13 protein-coding genes are annotated in these 16,159 nt (G+C 72.3%); 9 read left to right on the plus strand and 4 right to left on the minus strand.

Features of this window, described 5'->3' with window-relative positions; translation table 11 throughout:
• Positions 1 to 201 precede the first annotated feature (201 nt).
• Positions 202 to 438 carry a hypothetical protein gene (locus tag Asi02nite_RS33930; protein ID WP_203718113.1) on the minus strand — a complete coding sequence of 79 codons (237 nt, stop codon included), beginning with the start codon at positions 436 to 438 and terminating at the stop codon, positions 202 to 204.
• Between the two features lie 27 nt (positions 439 to 465).
• On the opposite strand from Asi02nite_RS33930, the gene Asi02nite_RS33935 reads away from it, so the two are divergent.
• Complete coding sequence (locus Asi02nite_RS33935) at positions 466 to 4,071, plus strand: CHAT domain-containing tetratricopeptide repeat protein (RefSeq protein ID WP_239127411.1); 3,606 nt, start codon at positions 466 to 468, stop codon at positions 4,069 to 4,071.
• 944 nt (positions 4,072 to 5,015) lie between these two features.
• Here the strand turns inward: Asi02nite_RS33935 and Asi02nite_RS33940 are convergent.
• Positions 5,016 to 6,197, minus strand: coding sequence for a hypothetical protein (locus tag Asi02nite_RS33940; RefSeq protein ID WP_203718115.1), 1,182 nt, complete (start codon positions 6,195 to 6,197; stop codon positions 5,016 to 5,018).
• Positions 6,194 to 6,703, minus strand: coding sequence for a SigE family RNA polymerase sigma factor (locus tag Asi02nite_RS33945; protein WP_203718116.1), 510 nt, complete (start codon positions 6,701 to 6,703; stop codon positions 6,194 to 6,196). The genes Asi02nite_RS33940 and Asi02nite_RS33945 overlap by 4 nt, the downstream gene beginning before the upstream one ends.
• A gap of 126 nt (positions 6,704 to 6,829) precedes the next feature.
• Between Asi02nite_RS33945 and Asi02nite_RS42865 the strand changes: the two genes are divergently transcribed.
• Both Asi02nite_RS42865 and Asi02nite_RS33955 read left to right on the plus strand, forming a co-directional pair.
• Complete coding sequence (locus Asi02nite_RS42865) at positions 6,830 to 7,405, plus strand: SRPBCC domain-containing protein (protein WP_203718117.1); 576 nt, start codon at positions 6,830 to 6,832, stop codon at positions 7,403 to 7,405.
• Positions 7,323 to 7,517, plus strand: coding sequence for a CsbD family protein (locus tag Asi02nite_RS33955; protein ID WP_203718118.1), 195 nt, complete (start codon positions 7,323 to 7,325; stop codon positions 7,515 to 7,517). The genes Asi02nite_RS42865 and Asi02nite_RS33955 overlap by 83 nt, the downstream gene beginning before the upstream one ends.
• 40 nt (positions 7,518 to 7,557) lie before the next feature.
• Here Asi02nite_RS33955 and Asi02nite_RS33960 read toward each other — a convergent pair whose 3' ends face one another.
• Entirely contained in the window at positions 7,558 to 8,919 is a 1,362-nt protein-coding gene (locus Asi02nite_RS33960) for a KamA family radical SAM protein (RefSeq protein ID WP_203718119.1), read from the minus strand.
• A 128-nt stretch (positions 8,920 to 9,047) separates the two neighbouring features.
• On the opposite strand from Asi02nite_RS33960, the gene kdd reads away from it, so the two are divergent.
• Genes kdd through Asi02nite_RS33990 form a run of 6 tightly spaced genes read left to right on the plus strand, consistent with a single transcriptional unit; the run spans position 9,048 to position 15,668 of the window.
• Positions 9,048 to 10,073 (plus strand): L-erythro-3,5-diaminohexanoate dehydrogenase, encoded by a 1,026-nt coding sequence (gene kdd, locus Asi02nite_RS33965; RefSeq protein ID WP_203718120.1) that lies wholly within the window; start codon positions 9,048 to 9,050, stop codon positions 10,071 to 10,073.
• 5 nt (positions 10,074 to 10,078) lie between these two features.
• Positions 10,079 to 11,635: an amidohydrolase gene (locus Asi02nite_RS33970; RefSeq protein ID WP_203718121.1), complete on the plus strand. Its 1,557-nt coding sequence runs from the start codon at positions 10,079 to 10,081 to the stop codon at positions 11,633 to 11,635.
• A gap of 8 nt (positions 11,636 to 11,643) precedes the next feature.
• The gene (gene kamD / locus Asi02nite_RS33975; RefSeq protein ID WP_203718122.1) at positions 11,644 to 13,206 is read left to right on the plus strand and encodes a lysine 5,6-aminomutase subunit alpha; all 1,563 of its coding nucleotides are present in this window, start codon (positions 11,644 to 11,646) and stop codon (positions 13,204 to 13,206) included.
• Positions 13,203 to 13,934, plus strand: coding sequence for a lysine 5,6-aminomutase subunit beta (gene kamE, locus Asi02nite_RS33980; RefSeq protein WP_275410425.1), 732 nt, complete (start codon positions 13,203 to 13,205; stop codon positions 13,932 to 13,934). Before kamD ends, kamE begins: the two co-directional genes overlap by 4 nt.
• Entirely contained in the window at positions 13,931 to 14,305 is a 375-nt protein-coding gene (gene kal / locus Asi02nite_RS33985; protein ID WP_203718123.1) for a 3-aminobutyryl-CoA ammonia lyase, read from the plus strand. Before kamE ends, kal begins: the two co-directional genes overlap by 4 nt.
• A gap of 4 nt (positions 14,306 to 14,309) precedes the next feature.
• The gene (locus Asi02nite_RS33990) at positions 14,310 to 15,668 is read left to right on the plus strand and encodes a glutamate mutase L (protein ID WP_203718124.1); all 1,359 of its coding nucleotides are present in this window, start codon (positions 14,310 to 14,312) and stop codon (positions 15,666 to 15,668) included.
• Positions 15,669 to 16,159 lie beyond the last annotated feature (491 nt).

Raw genomic sequence — 16,159 nt, forward strand, 5'->3', positions numbered from 1 at the left:
GCCGCGGCGTTGTGGGATCGCCTGAGGCGCGAATCGGAAGTGTTGATCGCGGCCTCGGATCAGGCTGCCGCAGGACGGGCACTGGCCTGGTTCCACCGGGAGTTGCCGGCCCTACTCGCGGCGCTGCGCTCGGCAGATGATGAGCAGCCGTCAGTGGTGCTGAGCGCCGCCTACGACATGTTGCCGTTCCTCACAGCCACATCAGACTGGCAAACGGTCGCCGAGGTAAGTCGGATCGGCCTCGCGGCGGCCAATCAGCTCGAAACCGCCCGGCCGGCGCTGGAACTGATGCATATCCTCGGCGTCGCCTACCAGTACCTGAATGACGACGAGCGCGCTCAGGAGATCTTCACCTCTGTCGTCGGGCTGGCGGATGAGCTCGGCGACGATGTGCTGCGGGCGAAGGGGCTGGCGCACCTCGCGCAGCTTCAGCGCCACGCCGGGGACGCCGGTGCCGCCGTGACGATGTTGCACGAGGCGGTGGTGGCGTATGCCCGGGCCGGAGACCGGCTCGGTGAAGCCCGCGCCCTCGGTGACCTCGCGACGACGTCGATCGACCTCGGTGACCGCGACGGCGCGCTCGGCTACGCGGAACGCGCCCGCGCCATCTTCCAGGATCTCGGCGACGCTGAGGGGCAGGGGCGGATCCTGCGGTTCCTGGCAATCGAAGCGCACAAGGTCGGCAACGTCGACGCGGCGCTCGACCTGGCGGAGCAGGCGGTGCGGCAGTTCGAGTTGGCATCCGCGACCGCCCTGGCCGCGGAAACCGAAATGTTCGCGGCCCGTACGCACCGGGCGAACGGTGACGTGGCCCAGGCTGTTGAGCTGGCCCGGCGTGCGGCGCGGCGCGCTCCGGCGGAGCGGCAGCCTGACGACGACCTCTTCCTGCAACTGGTGGAGGCCGAGTGGGCGATGCGCGAGCTGCTCCAGGCCGACAGCGACGCCGCCCGCGAAGCGGTGCTGGCGAGGCACCCCGCGCTCCTCGGAGAAGTCACCGCCCGGATCGCCGCTCATGTCGAGCTGCTCTCCGCGGCGCCGGACGAGAAGGCCCGGGCCAACGCCGCGGCTGGCATCGCCTGGTTGCTGGCACACCCTGACGGCGCGGCCGCCGGCTGGTACGCCGAGGAGTGGGACACCATCCTTCGCTACGCCGGAGCTGGCGACCTTCCGGCAGGACTCGAGGAACAGGTCCGCCGGTTGGTCGTCAGCCAGGGCGCAGACCATCGCGCGGCCCTGGACAACATCATCGCGATGCTGACAGGCGAGGAACGTGCCGCGGTACGCGGTTGGTACCTGCTCCAACTGGCCCGACTCGACATGGACGAGTCCGACCGCCCACGGGCCCAGAAGAACGCCGGCGCGGCGGCCGAACTGCTGGCCCGCGCGGGAGCGAACGACGAAGCAGCCGAGGCCTATGTCCTCGAAGGTGCGGCGTGGCGCCAGGATCGGTCCGGCGACCTGCGCGGCAACAGCGACCGCGCACTTCGTGCGCTGCGGCAGGCGCTACGTCTGTACCGCCGCTCCACCCACCCGGATGAGTGGGCCAAGACCATCAGCAATCTCGGCAACGTGTACTGGCAGTATCCGGACGACCGGCGGCGTAACCTCGCTCGCGCCGTCGCCCGGCACACCGCCGCGTTGACGGTGCTCACCCCCGACCGGCACCGCACGGACTGGGCGACGGCGCACGCCAACCTGGGGCTGGTGCTGTCCGAATCAGTCCTGGCCGATGACCCGGACAACCTCGAGCGAGGCCGCGTCCATCTCAGCCGGGCACTTGACGGGCTCGATGCGGCCCGATCCCGGGCGGTGGTGCTGCTCAACCTCAGCCGCTGTTACCGGCTGCGTAAATCCGGTGACCACGAGGCGAACGCCCACCTGGCGCTGCGACACGCGCGGGAGGCGTACGACATGTTCGAAGGCTTCGGTACGCCGGTCGACCTCGCCGACGCCGCCAGAGCGGTGGCCGACTCGCTGAGCATGCTCAGGACACACAGCGACGCGGTGACTGAGGCGATCGAGTGGTACCACCGCGCCCTCGCGATGGTGCCGCCGGACCATTTTCCGCGCGACCACGCCGCCCTCGCGGGCAACCTGGCGAACACGCTTGTCTCCCTGGCGGAGCCGACCGACGATCAGCTCGGTGAGGCCATCGCCTTGCAGCGCACCGCCGTCGACCTCTACGGACGCAGCAACGATCCGTGGGAGCAGGCCCGCGCCCGCTACAACCTGGCGACGACGCTGCTGGAATCGCAGCAGCAACCAGATCTCGACGAGGTGCTCGACCTGCACGAGCGCAGCCTCGCGGTGTTCCAGGTCGAGCGCGGGTCGCGCGAGTGGACCGAGTCCGCCACCGCGTTCGCCTCGACCTTGCTGCTGCGGGGCCATGATCAGGACCAGGCGCAGGCAGTACGCCTCCTGCGAGAGGTGACGGCATCCACCGCCCTGGCGGGAGCACCGCACCAGGCGGCGCACGTCTGGAGCCTGCTCGGCGAGGTGCACGCGCGGGATGGGGACTGGACCGCGGCCGCGCAGGCGTTGCGGCACGCCGTCGACGCGGCCGAGTCGAGGTACGCGGCTGCCGTCCTCGCCATGTCCCGCGTCGCCGAACTGGAGCGCCTGGGCGGCCTGCCGCGGTTCGCCGCCTACGCGCTGGCGCGCGCCGGTGACCCGAAGGGGGCTGTCGCGCTGCTCGAATCCGCCCGTGCGCGTGAGCTCGGCCGGCTCTTCGACCGCGATCACCTGGACCTTTCTGTCGTCGACCGGCTGGCCCCCGACGCCGCGGCCGCGTACCGGGAGGCGAGTCAGCGTATTGCCGCACTGGAGGCCCGCCAGCGGGCCGCACCGCAGCCCAGCCGGGAGGACTCGCAGCAGATCCACGCCGCCCTCACCGACGCCTACGCGCAACTGCGCTCAGCGACCGAGACGGTCCGGCGTGTGCCGGGCGCCAGCGTCGGTCTCGGCCGAGCGGCGGCCGAGACCGTGGAGCAGGCGGTAGCGGCTGGCTGCCCGCTGGCGTATCTGGTGACCACCGGCCATGGCAGCGTCATTCTGCTCGCCGGCGCCGACCCGTCCGGCACGGTCGAGGCGTTGTACTGCTCGTTGACCGAGCAGGAACTGGTCGACACCGTGCTGCACGCGGGCGCGCAGCACTCGCCCGCGGTCCTCGACCTGATCGGTGACGGGTTCATGGGCGACCTCGCGCATCGGCTCACGGAGCTTGGCCACTCGCGGGTCGTACTGATTCCGACCGGGGTGCTGGGCATCGTGCCGCTGCACGCCGCCCGGTATCGCCGCGACGGGCAACTGGTTCACCTGGTGGACGAGGTCGCTCCGTCCTATGCCCCGTCCGCGCGGGTCCTGCTGGCCGCCCACGGGGTCCCGGTGGCCGCGCAGGACGAGTTGCGACTGGTCGCCGTGGCCGATCCCGTGCCGGACGCCGCCCCGCTGCCGTGGGCGCGGGAGGAGGTCGCGACGCTCGAGCGGATCTTCCCCGGGCCGACCAGATCCATGACGGGGAGCGCCGCGACAAAACCGGCACTCCTGGCCGCGCTGCCCGGGAGGACGCACGTTCACCTCGCCTGCCACGGCGCGTACGACGCGGACGAGCCCATGCGCTCCTCTCTGCAACTTGCCCGCGACGAGCGGCTGACGTTGCGAGAGCTCTTCGACGGCAAGCGGCTTGCCGGCGTGCAGCTCGTCGTGGCATCGGCGTGCCAGAGCGCCGTCACCGACGTGCTGCGGGCGCAGGACGAGGCGACGGGGTTGCCCGCGGGGCTGGCGTACGCGGGCGCGCGCACCATCATCGGCACGTTGTGGGCGGTCGAGGACAGGTCGGCGGAGCTGCTGGTCAGCCGGTTCTACGTGAACCACCTGCTCGGCGATCCGGACGACGACGGTGGGGGACCGATGCCCCCGGCCAGCGCCCTGGCCAGAGCACAGCAGTGGCTGCGCGACGCCGCACCCGCGGACGTTCAACAGTTCACCCGCGACCTCGCTGTTACGCCGGCGGCCGGCGGGTTCACGGACCCAGCGCACTGGGCGGCGTTCGTCGTCCATGGAGCCGCGTGACGGGCCAGCCAGGTCCGTCCGCAGGGCCAGCAGCACTGGCGTCCGTCCTTTCGACGATGCCGCGGCCCGCGGGTGCGACGACGCAGCAGAAGCCCTCGGCACGATTCATCCTAGGATGCCTACCGGGTGTGCCCGGCTACCGCACCCACTACGAACACCGGCAGCAAAGACTCACGCGCTGGCCCGGGCGCGGCGGGCCGGTACGAGTGCGAGCGGCCGGACGACGGCGCGCCGCCCGACCCCGAATCCGGTCGGGGGTTCGCTCAGCCGAACGGACGGGGCCAGGTCGCCGGCCACCGCTATCGCGGCTGGGCTCGCGGTGGTGGCCGCACAGAGGTCAAGACCCAGCCTCCGAGGCGGGTCCACGACGGCTCGGACCGAGAGGCCGCGGACACTGTGGCGAGGGGCGCCAAGCTGGGATGCGGGCGGCGGCGTCCCCGGCCGGCGAGGCCGAGATGGCGGGGGGAGGGGTTTTCTTCTTGCTCAAGCCGTCTCGTCCTAGGACGCCGCAGAGGGCGCCCCCAGGGGTGGAATTCGGACTCATGCTGCCGCGCGTACCCGGCTCGTCGACGGTTTCGAACGATCCCAGGCGGTCGGGTCCGGCGGCGTGGCGGCTCGCCGGCCGCTGGCTTGCCGCACGTCTCTGGTTCTGCGGCTGCCTGCCGGCCCGGGCGTCTGGCTGACGATGCGGGCGTCCGGCTGACGGCGTAGTTACCGGACGCCCGCGACGTCAGCCGCCCCAGCGACCGCAAGCGCCACCGGCCGGCGGCCGCCTGACAGCGCGTCTTTGGTGCGGCCACCAAACGGCCCCACCCGCGGCCTACCCGCATCGTCGTAGGACGCCTTAGCGCGTGTGCCCTACGGCGCGACAAGGGCCAGCCAGCTTCGGCGGCATCAAGGTCCTGCCCCTATCGCGATCAGGTCCCGGCCAGGCCGCGGAGGCCTCAGGCGAGCGATCGCGGCGGCCAGCTCGACGGGTCCACCAGGTCACCGGCCTTGGCTATCCCGGCCAGGACCTGGGCTCGCATGCTGCCGTCGCCAGGCGCGGAGCCGACCGACGCCCAGAGATCCGGTCCCAGGATCCGCGTCGCGGACTCCACGATCGATGCGGCGCCGGGATCGGCGGTGGCGGTGGCCGTGGGTGAGGGCTCTCGCGAGTCCGTCGGGGCGCTGGCCGTCGGTCCGGATTCCGACAGGTCGGGCGAGGGCGCCAGGGCGGGCGCCTTGTCGTCGACCAACCTGCCGTACTCCACGAGCAACGCCCGCTGCCCGACCGCCAGTCGCAGTGCGCCAGCGCGGATCGGCTCGCCCCGCTCCGTGCTCGAGATGGTTCCGTAGCAGTCCTCCAGCCGGGCGCCCGGCGGTACGAACGTGAGCCGCAGCGGTGCCGAACAGGCCGTCGTCGAGTCGAGCCGGACCGCGTTCGCGAAAGCCTCCAGGTCGTCCACACTCACCGCCGAGGCCAGCGACGGCGGTTCCGTCCCCTCGGCCACCAGGCCGCCGGTCGCGACCAGACTCACCTGCGCGGTGAGCCCGTCCGCCGGGTGCCAGGTCAGCCACTGGTTCGGACCGGCGGTGAACTGCTCCCGCGACAGCACCGCGGGATGTCCGTCGACGACGGTCGGGGTGTCGGTGTTGGGTACGGCCGTGTTGTCGAACTCGCCGAGGTTCTGACCCCGCCACAGCAGCACCTGCCCGGAGACGTCGATGTTCTCCACCGACATCGAAACGTCGATCTTCTCGACCCCCGCGTCGGACTGCCACGTCACGCCGCGCACCGGGAACGGGGTCCAGGGCACGGCGAAGCGCAACACCTGCGGGTCCGTGCCGACGAGGTCGGGTCGGGTGGCGGCGCCGGGCTCGCCGGCGGCGGGCACCAGGGCGGGCATGGTGTCCCAGCCGGCCGGCGGGTCGTCCGTGACCACGGCCGTGCCGCCGCCGTAGGGCAGGAGCGCGGCGACGGTGGCCAGGCCGGCCAGCACCGCGGCCGCGGCCGCCCAGGTGCCGTGCCGCCGGCGCCGGCGGGCGCGCCCCGCCAGGAGCGTGGCGGACAGCAGCGCCTCGGCGTCGACGGGTCGGTCGGCGCGTTCGTGCAGTACCTCGGCGAGTTGGTCCTCGACCGTCATGGGTTGCTCCTCGTGGTCGCGCGGGAGGGGAAACCGGCAGCGCCGACGTTGCCGCGCAGCGTCGCGAGGCCGCGCATCACGTGCGTGCGGACGGTGACGGGCGAGCAGCCGAGGATCTCGGCGATGGCCGCGTCGTCGAGGTCCTCGTAGTAGCGCAGCGCCAGGGCCGCCCGTTGACGGGCCGGCAGTGCCGAGACGAGCCTCCACAGCGCGTCCCGGTCAGCGCTGTCGAGGGCGGGAACGTCGACCGGCACGGGCGGCAGCGCGGCCAGCGGGACCTCGGGCCGGCGCGCGGCCCGTCGCCACCATGAGTGGCGCGCGTTGACGAGCATGCGGCGCACGTACCGGTCGGGGTCGTCGGCGCGCAGGATCCGGGCCCACCGTGGATAGGCCTTGGCCAGCACGTCCTGCACCAGGTCCTCGGCGCGGTGGTCGTCACCGGCCAGCAACCGGGCGAGCCGGACGAGAGCGGGTCCCCGCGCCAGCACGTACTCCTCGAACGTCACACCCCCACAGACGCCGTCGGGCGGCTCCGCGTTGACACGGATTCCGTCCTAGGACGCTCTACAGGGTGTGCGCCGACTGACAAACTCGAGGCAACGACGGGGGAGAGGCCCACCATGCGCGTTTCGATGCCCAGCGACACCGATGCCTGGTTGCGGATCGACATCGACGTGCCGGGCGCGGCACCGGGCGAGGTCGTCGGGGCCTTCCTCGATCCCGCCGCCGTCCGAGCCTGGTGGGGCGGCGGCCAGCTCACCGTCGACCCGGAACCAGGCGGCCGGTACGTCGTCTACTTCGACCGCCTCGACCAGACGATGCGCGGCACCGTCACCGAACTCGCGCTCGACGCCGGTCGGTTCGGGTTCAGCTGGTCCTGGGACCACGAGCCCGACCTGCCCGGCCGCCGGGTCGACATCAGCGTCGACCAGGGCGCGACGCTGCACCTCGTCCAGGGCGAGTACGAACCGGGCAGGCCACGACGACGCGCGCAGCCACCGCGACGGTTGGGAGTTCTTCTTGCCCAGGCTGGTCACGGTCGTCGAGGAACAGCGCTGGGCGGGTTTGGCGCAAAGCCGTACCGGGAACTCATTGCTTGTCCGACGGAAACAGATCGGAGTGGCCATGAGTTTCACCGACAAGGTGCGGAACAAGGTCGAGGAACTGAAGGGCGGCGCCAAGGAGAAGGCCGGCGACGCCACGGATGACGAGCAGCTTCAGGCCGAGGGCCGGGCAGACCAGACCGGCGCGCACGCCAAGCAGGCCGGCGAGCACGTGAAGGACGCCGGTCGGGACATCAAGAACGCGTTCGACAAGTAACGCGGGGAACAGAAGGGGGGCGCCGCGGCGCCCCCCTTCTTCATGCCTGTGTCGCCCACCAGTCCTGCCCGGACTTGGGCAGGGTGTCGATCGGGTCGTAGTACGGGAAGCGCTTGGTCAGCGCCTCGCCGTCGGCCGCCTCGATGGAGGTGCGGTAGTTCTTGGTCCAGTACGAGATGCCGCGCTCGCGGTCGTACTCGGTGAGCATGTGGACCCACCGCTTCCCCACGAACGGCACGTCGCAGACGATCCGCGGGGTCGCGTACCCGGGGAGGTAGCCCATCAGGTCGTGCTGGAGCTGGTGGGCCTGCCAGACGGGCACGCGCCAGTGCTCGGCGTTGGGGATCATGTCGCACATGTAGAAGTAGTACGGCAGGATGCCGGCCTCCCCCTGCAGCGCGAAGCAGAGGTCGAGCAGGTCGGCGGTGGTGTCGTTGACGCCGCGCATGAGGACGCCCTGGTTGCGCACGTCGCGGACGCCGACCTCGAGGGCGGTCTGGGCGGCGCGGGCGACCAGCGGGGTGATCGACTGCGCGTGGTTGACGTGGGTGTGGATGGCGAGGTTGACGCCGCGGCGGGCGGCGGTGCGGGCGACCCGTTCGAGGCCCTCGACGACGTCGGCCTGGAGCCAGTGCTGCGGCAGGCCCATCAGCGCCTTGGTGGCGAGGCGGATGTCGCGGACGGTCTCGATGGACAAGAGACTCATGAGGTACGACTCGAGGTTGCGCCACGGCACGTTGGCGACGTCGCCGCCGGAGACCACGACGTCGCGTACGCCGGGATGGGCCTTGAGGTAGTCGATGTGTGCCGCGTAGCGGTCGACCGGCTTGAGGGTGAGCTTCAGCTTGTCCACGGCAGGGGTGGAGTTGCCGACGAGGTCCATCCGGGTGCAGTGCCCGCAGTACTGGGGGCAGGTGGAGAGCAGCTCGGCGAGCACCTTGGTCGGGTAGCGGTGGGTGAGGCCTTCGGCGACCCACATGTCGTGCTCGTGCAGTGAGTCCCGGGAGGCGTAGGGGTGGGACGGCCAGTCGGTGCGCCGGTCGGACGCGACGGGGATCATGTAGCGCCGCACGGGGTCGAGGTAGAACGCCTCGGTGCTCATCGGGCCGGTGGGCATCATCGTGTTGAGCATCTGCGGCGGGACGAGCATCGACATGGTGGCGAGGGCCTTCTGGTCCTCGAGGAGGTCCTTGTAGAAGGTCTCTCCGACGATGTCGCCGAGGACGGCCTGGAGCTGCTTGACGTTCTTGACGCAGTTGACGCGTTGCCACTGCGCGGATTCCCACTGGTCGCGGGTGACGTGGCGCCAGCCGGGGAAGCGGGTCCAGTCGGGCTCGACGAGCGGGCGCCGGCGGTACTCGTACGGCTGGCCGGTCGGTATCGCTTCGAGGTCGACGGTCACGTGGCTTCCTCCTCTTTCCGCCGGTGGGGGGTTACCCGCAGCGAGCGAAGGCTACTGGAAAATCTTTCGTCCACAAACTATTCTGCCGTAAGTTTTCCTGCCACGCCCGTTTGGATCAAGGAGCCTCCGTGACCTCACCTGTCGGCCTGCACCGTGTCGTCGAGCCGGCCGGCGTGCTGCCCCAGGCAGCGTGGCGTGTGGACAATCGTCCCGAAATCGGGCCGAACGAGGTGCGGATTCGGGTGGAAAGGCTCAATCTCGACGCGGCCAGCTACCGACAGTTGCGGGAGAAGCACGCGGGCGACGGGGACGCGGTCCGCGCCGAGGTGCTGGCCATCGTCGACGAACGCGGCAAGATGCACAATCCGGTCACGGGTTCGGGTGGCATGCTGATCGGCGTCGTCGAGGCGGTCGGCCCGCGGTCTCCGCTCGGGCTTACGCCGGGTGACCGGGTCGCCACGCTGGTGTCCCTGACGCTGACCCCGTTGCGGATCACCGACGGCCTCAAGAGCTGGGACGGCGGCGGCGAGCAGGTGCCGGCCGAGGGTCACGCGATCCTGTTCGCCCGTTCGATCGTGGCGAAGCTCCCCGACGACCTTCCCGCCGAGCTCGCGCTCGCGGTGCTCGACGTATGCGGCGCGCCGGCGCTCACACGAAGGGTGGTCCAAGCCGGCGACACGGTGGCGGTGCTCGGTGGTGCGGGCAAGAGCGGTTCGCTCGCGCTCGCGGCCGCCCGGCGCGCCGGCGCGCGTCGCACGGTCGGGATCGTGCCGACCGAGGCGGAGGCGACCAGGCTGCGGGACGCGGGCATCGCCGACGCGGTGGAGATCGCGGACGCCCGCGACCCGGTGCGGCTGGCCGAGGCGGTCACCCGGGCGCTGGGCAAGCCGGCCGACGTGACGGTGGTCTGTGTCGACGTGCCGGGCTGCGAGCACGGCGCGATCCTGGCGACCGACGACGGCGGCACGGTGATCTTCTTCTCGATGGCGACGAGCTTCGCGGCGGCGGCGCTGGGTGCCGAGGGCCTGGCCGCCGACGTGACGATGCTGGTCGGCAACGGGTACGTGCCCGGCCACGCGGAGTTCGCGCTGGAGCTGCTGCGCTCGGAGCCGGCCGTTCGGCATCTCTTCGAGCAGCGCGTGCGGGCAGACTGAACCCCATGGAATCGACGCTCTACACGGGCGGCGCGCTGTACGCGCCGGCCGAACCCCAGGCGACCGCGCTGCTGGTCCAGGACGGGCGGATCGCCTGGTTGGGCCCGGACGCGGACGCGCCGGCCGCGGACCGCACGATCGACCTCGGTGGCGCGCTGGTGACGCCGGCGTTCGTCGACGCGCACGTGCACGCCACCGACACCGGGCTGGTGCTGGGCGGGCTGGACCTGTCCGCGGCCGCGTCGGCCGGTGAGCTGCTCGACGCGGTGGCCCTCTACGCGACGACGCAGCCGGCGGACGCGATCGTGATGGGTCACGGCTGGGACGAGTCGAAATGGGCCGAGCAGGTGCCGCCGAGCGCCCAGGATCTCGACCGGGTCGCGGGCGGCCGCCGGGTCTATCTGACCCAGGCGTCGGTGCACTCGGCGCTCGCCTCCAGCGCCCTGCTCGCCGCGGCACCCCGCGCGCGGCAGGAGCCCGGCTTCTCCGAGACCGGCTGGGTGCGCGAGGAGGCCCATCACGCGGTACGGGAGATCGCGCTCGGCTCCCTGGGCACGGCCCAGCGGGAGGCGGCGCAGCGACACGCGCTGAAGCGGGCCGCCCAGCTCGGCATCGGCGCCCTGCACGAGTGCGGCGGCCCCGGCACGTCGAACGAGGCCGACTTCACGGGGCTGCTGGCGCTGGCGGGCCCGGAGCACGGGCTGCCCGAGGTGTACGGCTGGTGGGGCGAGCTGATGGCGGCCGCGAAGGCCAAGGAGCTGGGCGCGGTCGGTGCGGGCGGCGACCTGTACGCGGACGGTGCCCTGGGCTCGCGGACCGCGTACCTGCGGGAGCCCTTCGTGGGCGGCGGCGGGTGCGGCTTCTCCTACGTGTCGGCGGAGCAGGCCCGCGACCACATCGTCGACTGCCACGAGCACGGCACCCAGGGCGGCTTCCACGCGATCGGTGACGCGGCGCTGCACGACGTGCTGGAGGGGTTCGCGGGCGCGGCGAAGCTGCTCGGCCTCGACGCGGTCCGGCAGGCCCGGCACCGGGTCGAGCACGCGGAGCTCGTCGACAAGGCGATGATCGCGGCGTTCGTGGAGCTGAACCTGACGGCGAGCATGCAGCCGGCCTTCGACCGGCTGTGGGGCGGGCCCCGGCAGATGTACGCGCAGCGCCTGGGCGTGTCCCGGTCGATGGAGTCGAACCCGATGGGCGCGATGCACGGCGTCGGGGTGACGCTGGCGTTCGGGTCGGACTCGCCGGTGACGCCGCTGGACCCGTGGGGTTCGGTGCGGGCGGCGGTGTCGCACTTCAACCCGGCGCACCGGATGGCGGTCCGGTCGGCGTTCGCGGCGCACACGAAGGGCGCGTGGCGGTCGATCCACCGCGACGGCGAGGGCGTGCTCGCCAAGGGCGCGGCGGCGACGTTCGCGGTGTGGCAGACCCCGGCGGGGGTGACGGGCGGCATGCCGAACCTGGTGTCGACGGTGGCCGAGGAGCGGGGGCCGGACGACCCGACGCCGCTGCCGCGGTGCCTGCGCACCGTCGTACGCGGAGTTTCGATCTTCGAGGAGTGAGTGAGCGGATGGCGAAGCTGGATCTCGATCCGGCGCTCGTTGCCCGGGCCCGGGAGCTGGCGCGCCGGGCCGGGCAGCCGGTCGTCGACCTGGCCCGCAGCCACACGACGGTGTCGGTGGAGCGGGCGGTGCTGCGGCTGGCCGGGGTGACCGGTGCCGACCCCGACGGGATCCCGTGGGTCAACCGGCTGGTCGACGCGGTCGTCGACGAGGTCGGTCTGGAGCACGGGGTGGCGCTGCCGGTGTTCGACGCGCTGGCCCGCGAAGGGCTGACGGCGGCCGATCTGACGCTGCTGGCGCAGAAGGCGGCGGCGGGCAGTGTGCGGTTCGCCGTACCCACCGGCAAGGAGGCGACGGCGGCGCGGAAGCTGTCGACGCGGGCGACCGGCGCGGGCCTTCGCATGATCGACAAGCGGCGGGCCGAGCGGGACCGGCTGGTCAAGCGGTTCGGTGACCCTGCGCAGCGCCCGTGGATCTATCTCATCGTGGCGACCGGCGACATCTACGAGGACATCCCGCAGGCGCAGGCGGCCGCCCGGGCCGGCGCGGACGTGATCGCCGTGATCCGGTCGACGGGGCAGTCGCTGCTGGACTACGTGCCGGAGGGGCCGACCCGCGAGGGGTTCGCCGGCACGTACGCGACGCAGGAGAACTTCCGCCTCATGCGGGCCGCCCTGGACGAGTCGTCGCGGGAGCTGCGGCGATATGTCCGGCTGACGAACTACGCGTCGGGGCTGTGCATGCCGGAGATGGCGACCCTGGCCGGGCTCGAACGGCTCGACATGATGCTCAACGACTCGATGTACGGGATCCTGTTCCGCGACATCAACCCGATCCGCACGTTCGTCGACCAGCGGTTCTCGCGGCAGGTCCACGCCCGGGCGGGCATCATCATCAACACCGGCGAGGACAACTACCTGACGACCGCGGACGCCGTCGACGAGGCGCACACGGTCACGGTGTCGCAGCTGCTCAACGAGTTCTTCGCCCACGAGGCGGGCCTGGCCGACTGGCAGCTCGGGCTCGGGCACGCGTTCGAGATCAACCCGGACGTGCCGGAGTCGTTCCGCCTGGAGCTCGCGCACGCGCTGCTGGCCCGGGAGCTGTTCCCGGACGCGCCGCTGAAGTGGATGCCGCCGACGAAGCACATGACGGGCGACGTGTTCCGCGGCAACCTGCTCGACGGTTTCTTCAACCTGGCCGGCACGATGACGGGGCAGGGCATCCTGCTGGTCGGGATGATGACCGAGGCCGTCGTCACGCCGTGGCTGTCGGACCGCGACATCGCGCTGCAGAACGTCCGGTACGTGCTGGGCGCGGCCGGCGGGCTGCACGAGGACTTCGTGCCGGCGCCGGGCGGGTTCATCCAGCAGCGGGCCAACCAGGTGCTGGCGTCGGCCGTCACGCTGCTGGAGAAGATCGAGGGCGACACGCTGCTCAAGGCGATCGCCGACGGCACGTTCGGGATCATGAAGCGGCCGCCGGACCGGGGCAAGGGCTTGTCCGGGGTGGCGGCGCACGCCGACGACTACTTCAACCCGGCCACGTCCCTGCTGGAGAGTGCGGCGTGAGCGACATCGTGCGGCCCTACGGCGACACCACCGGCGACGGGATGGTGCAGCTGTCGTTCACCCTGCCGCTGGCCCACGACAAGCGGGCCGAAGGGGCGGCGCTGCAGCTCGCGGCGAAGATGGGCATGGACCCGGCGATGCTCGTACACAGCAAGCAGATGGGTGACGGGTTCACGTTCTTCGTCGTGTACGGGCGGGTCAACCATCTCGTCGACGTGTCCAAGGTCGAGGTGGTCGAGCGCGACTATCCGCTGCTGTCGGCCAAGGAGGTCAACACGGCGGTCAAGCGCGGGCTGCGGCGCAAGCTGTCGGTCGTCGGCGCGTGCATCGGCACCGACGCGCACACGGTCGGCATCGACGCCATCCTCAACGTGAAGGGGATCGCGGGCGAGAAGGGCCTGGAATATTACCGGGAGCTGAAGGTGACCAACCTCGGCGCCCAGGTGACCGTGCCGGAGCTGGTCGCGGCGGCGCAGCGGGAGCGGGCCGACGCGGTCCTGGTCTCCCAGGTCGTGACGCAGCGGGACGCGCACCTGCACAACACCCGGGAGATGTCGGCGGCGTTCCGGGAGGCGCTGCCGGCCGACAGGCGGCCCCTGCTCGTCGTGGGCGGGCCGCGATTCGACGAGACGATGGCGGGAGAACTGGGCGTGGACCGGATCTTCGGGCGGGGTACGACGCCGGGCGAGGTCGCCTCGTACCTGGTGCACGCGTTGGTGGCGGCATGACCACCGTGACGCACCGCCGCTACGTGCCCTACTCGCACGCCCACTACGGCGGCAACCTCGTCGACGGCGCCTACGTCGTCGGGCTGTTCGGCGACGTGGCCACCGAGGTGTGCATTCGGATGGACGGCGACGAGGGCCTGTTCGCGTCCTACCAGGACATCCAGTTCCGGGCACCGGTACGGGCGGGCGACGTGCTCGAGGTGTCGGCGACGGTGGTCCAGGTCGGCAACCGCAGCCGGGTCATCGAGTTCGAGGCCCGGGTGGTCTGCCGCGCGAAGCCGCACCACTCCGAGTCGGCGGCCGAGGTGCTCGACCCGCCGATCGTGGCGACGACCGCGACCGGCACGGTGGTCGTCCCGCCGAAGCCGTGACGGCGTGACGCTCGCGCTCTGCGCCGACGTCGGGTCGACGTACACGAAGGTGATCGTCGTTGACCTGCACGACGGCGCGGTCGTCGCGGCCGCGGACCATCCGACGACCGCGGCCACCGACGTGCTGCACGGCCTGGACGCGGCGGCGGCCGCGACCGGGGTCACGGTGCCGTCTTCCCGGTGGTACGTGTGTTCGTCGGCGGGTGGCGGGCTGCGGCTGGCGGTGATCGGCTACGAGGCGCTGGTGACCGCGCAGGCCGGGCACCGGGTCGGGCTGTCCGCGGGCGCCCGGGTCGTGCACGTGTCGGCGGGCCCGCTGGCGTCCCTGGCCCCTTTGCGGGCGGCGCGCCCGGACGTGGTGCTGCTGGTCGGCGGCACCGACGGCGGCGACGCGGCGGTCCTCGCGCACAACGCGGAGCGGCTGGCCCGCGGGCGGTGGCGGGTGCCGGTGGTGCTGGCGGGCAACGCCGACGCCCGCCCGGCGCTGTCGGCGCTGCTGTCCGGGGCCGGGGTGCCGGTGGTCGCGACGGAGAACGTGCTGCCCCGGATCGGGGTCCTGGAGCCCGGGCCGGCCCGGTCCGCGATCCGGGACGTGTTCCTGACCCACGTGATCGGTGGCAAGCGCCTTTCCAAGGGCCGGCGGTTCCCGTCGCTGGTCCGGGCGGCGACGCCCGATGCGGTCCTGACCGGCGTGGAGACCCTCGCGGACCACGTCGGCGGCGACCTGCTGGTGGTCGACGTGGGCGGCGCGACGACGGACGTGTACTCGGTGCTCACCCCCGACGGCCGGGCCGACGACGTGGCCGGCACGCTGTGGCGGGCCCGGACCGTCGAGGGTGATCTCGGTATGCGCTGGACCGCTCCCGACGTGCTCGCCGCCGCGTCGGCCGAACGGTTGCTCGGCGACGGTCCGTCGACGTCCCCCGGGCCGCGCGGCGACAAGCGGGGGGTCGACCGCGACGGGACCGCGGCCCTGCGGGCCGCCGCCGCGCTGCGGGCGGCGACGCCCGGGTTCGTGCCGACGGACGATGCGGAGCGGGCCGTGGACCGGCGTATCGCGGCCCTGGCGGCCACGGTGGCGGTCCGGCGGCACGCCCGGGGTCCTGCGGGGAGGGTGGCGCGGGATCTGCGCGATGCGCGGCTTCTGGTGGGCTCGGGCGGGGTGCTGCGCCACGCGGCGCCGGGGGAGGCGAAGGAGGTCCTCGACGCGGTGCTGACCGACCACGCCGGCGGCTGGCTGGTGCCCCGCGCGGCGAACCCGGTGGTCGACAGGTCCTATGTGCTCGCGGCCGCGGGCCTGCTCGCCGCCGACCATCCGGCCACGGCCCGCGCCCTCCTGGACCGCCACCTCGTCGGCCCGTGACAGGCGCGCTCCTGTGCATGACCCGGCGTGTCGCGGGGCATGATCGGGCATCCGTGGGCGCCGATCGACTCGCCTTTCCAACACGCCGGAGGCGACACGCCGGGCGTGGGAATCCGGTGTCGCGCAACGGTTGACACGGCTGGGGGTTTGGCGCGTACCTTCGTTGAGTCCTACAACGGGAAGCGACTTGTCGTCCGCACATCCCTCCCACCCGCTGGCCGAGCGGGGCCGGTGGTCCGCGACCATCCGGCCGCTGCGGCGGCCAGGTCCAGCGGGTTGAGGGACGGCCGGCGCGGGGCGGCGCACCGAGCCGCCACGGATGATCGGTCGCGGATTCCGGTGTACGGGCAAGGGGGTAGGCGCGGCCAGTAGACAACGGCCCGGCGGGGGTAGCCAACCGTCGTCCGGTCGGAACGAAGGTCACGCGGACGGCCTTTGCCGCACCGGCCGGGGATGGGCCTGGGAGCATCGGGGCGTGACCTCACGGTCAC

This window comes from Asanoa siamensis (assembly GCF_016862555.1).
GTDB classification, from domain to species: domain Bacteria; phylum Actinomycetota; class Actinomycetes; order Mycobacteriales; family Micromonosporaceae; genus Asanoa; species Asanoa siamensis.

Bases quoted from the DNA above. Each gene is read 5' to 3' on its own strand.
- Asi02nite_RS33955 (WP_203718118.1), top strand. From the start codon at position 7,323: ATGAGTTTCACCGACAAGGTGCGGAACAAGGTCGAGGAACTGAAGGGC.
- kamD (WP_203718122.1), top strand. From the start codon at position 11,644: ATGGCGAAGCTGGATCTCGATCCGGCGCTCGTTGCCCGGGCCCGGGAG.
- Asi02nite_RS33935 (WP_239127411.1), top strand. From the start codon at position 466: ATGTTGCACGAGGCGGTGGTGGCGTATGCCCGGGCCGGAGACCGGCTC.
- Asi02nite_RS33940 (WP_203718115.1), bottom strand. From the start codon at position 6,197: ATGACGGTCGAGGACCAACTCGCCGAGGTACTGCACGAACGCGCCGAC.
- Asi02nite_RS42865 (WP_203718117.1), top strand. From the start codon at position 6,830: ATGCCCAGCGACACCGATGCCTGGTTGCGGATCGACATCGACGTGCCG.
- Asi02nite_RS33970 (WP_203718121.1), top strand. From the start codon at position 10,079: ATGGAATCGACGCTCTACACGGGCGGCGCGCTGTACGCGCCGGCCGAA.
- kal (WP_203718123.1), top strand. From the start codon at position 13,931: ATGACCACCGTGACGCACCGCCGCTACGTGCCCTACTCGCACGCCCAC.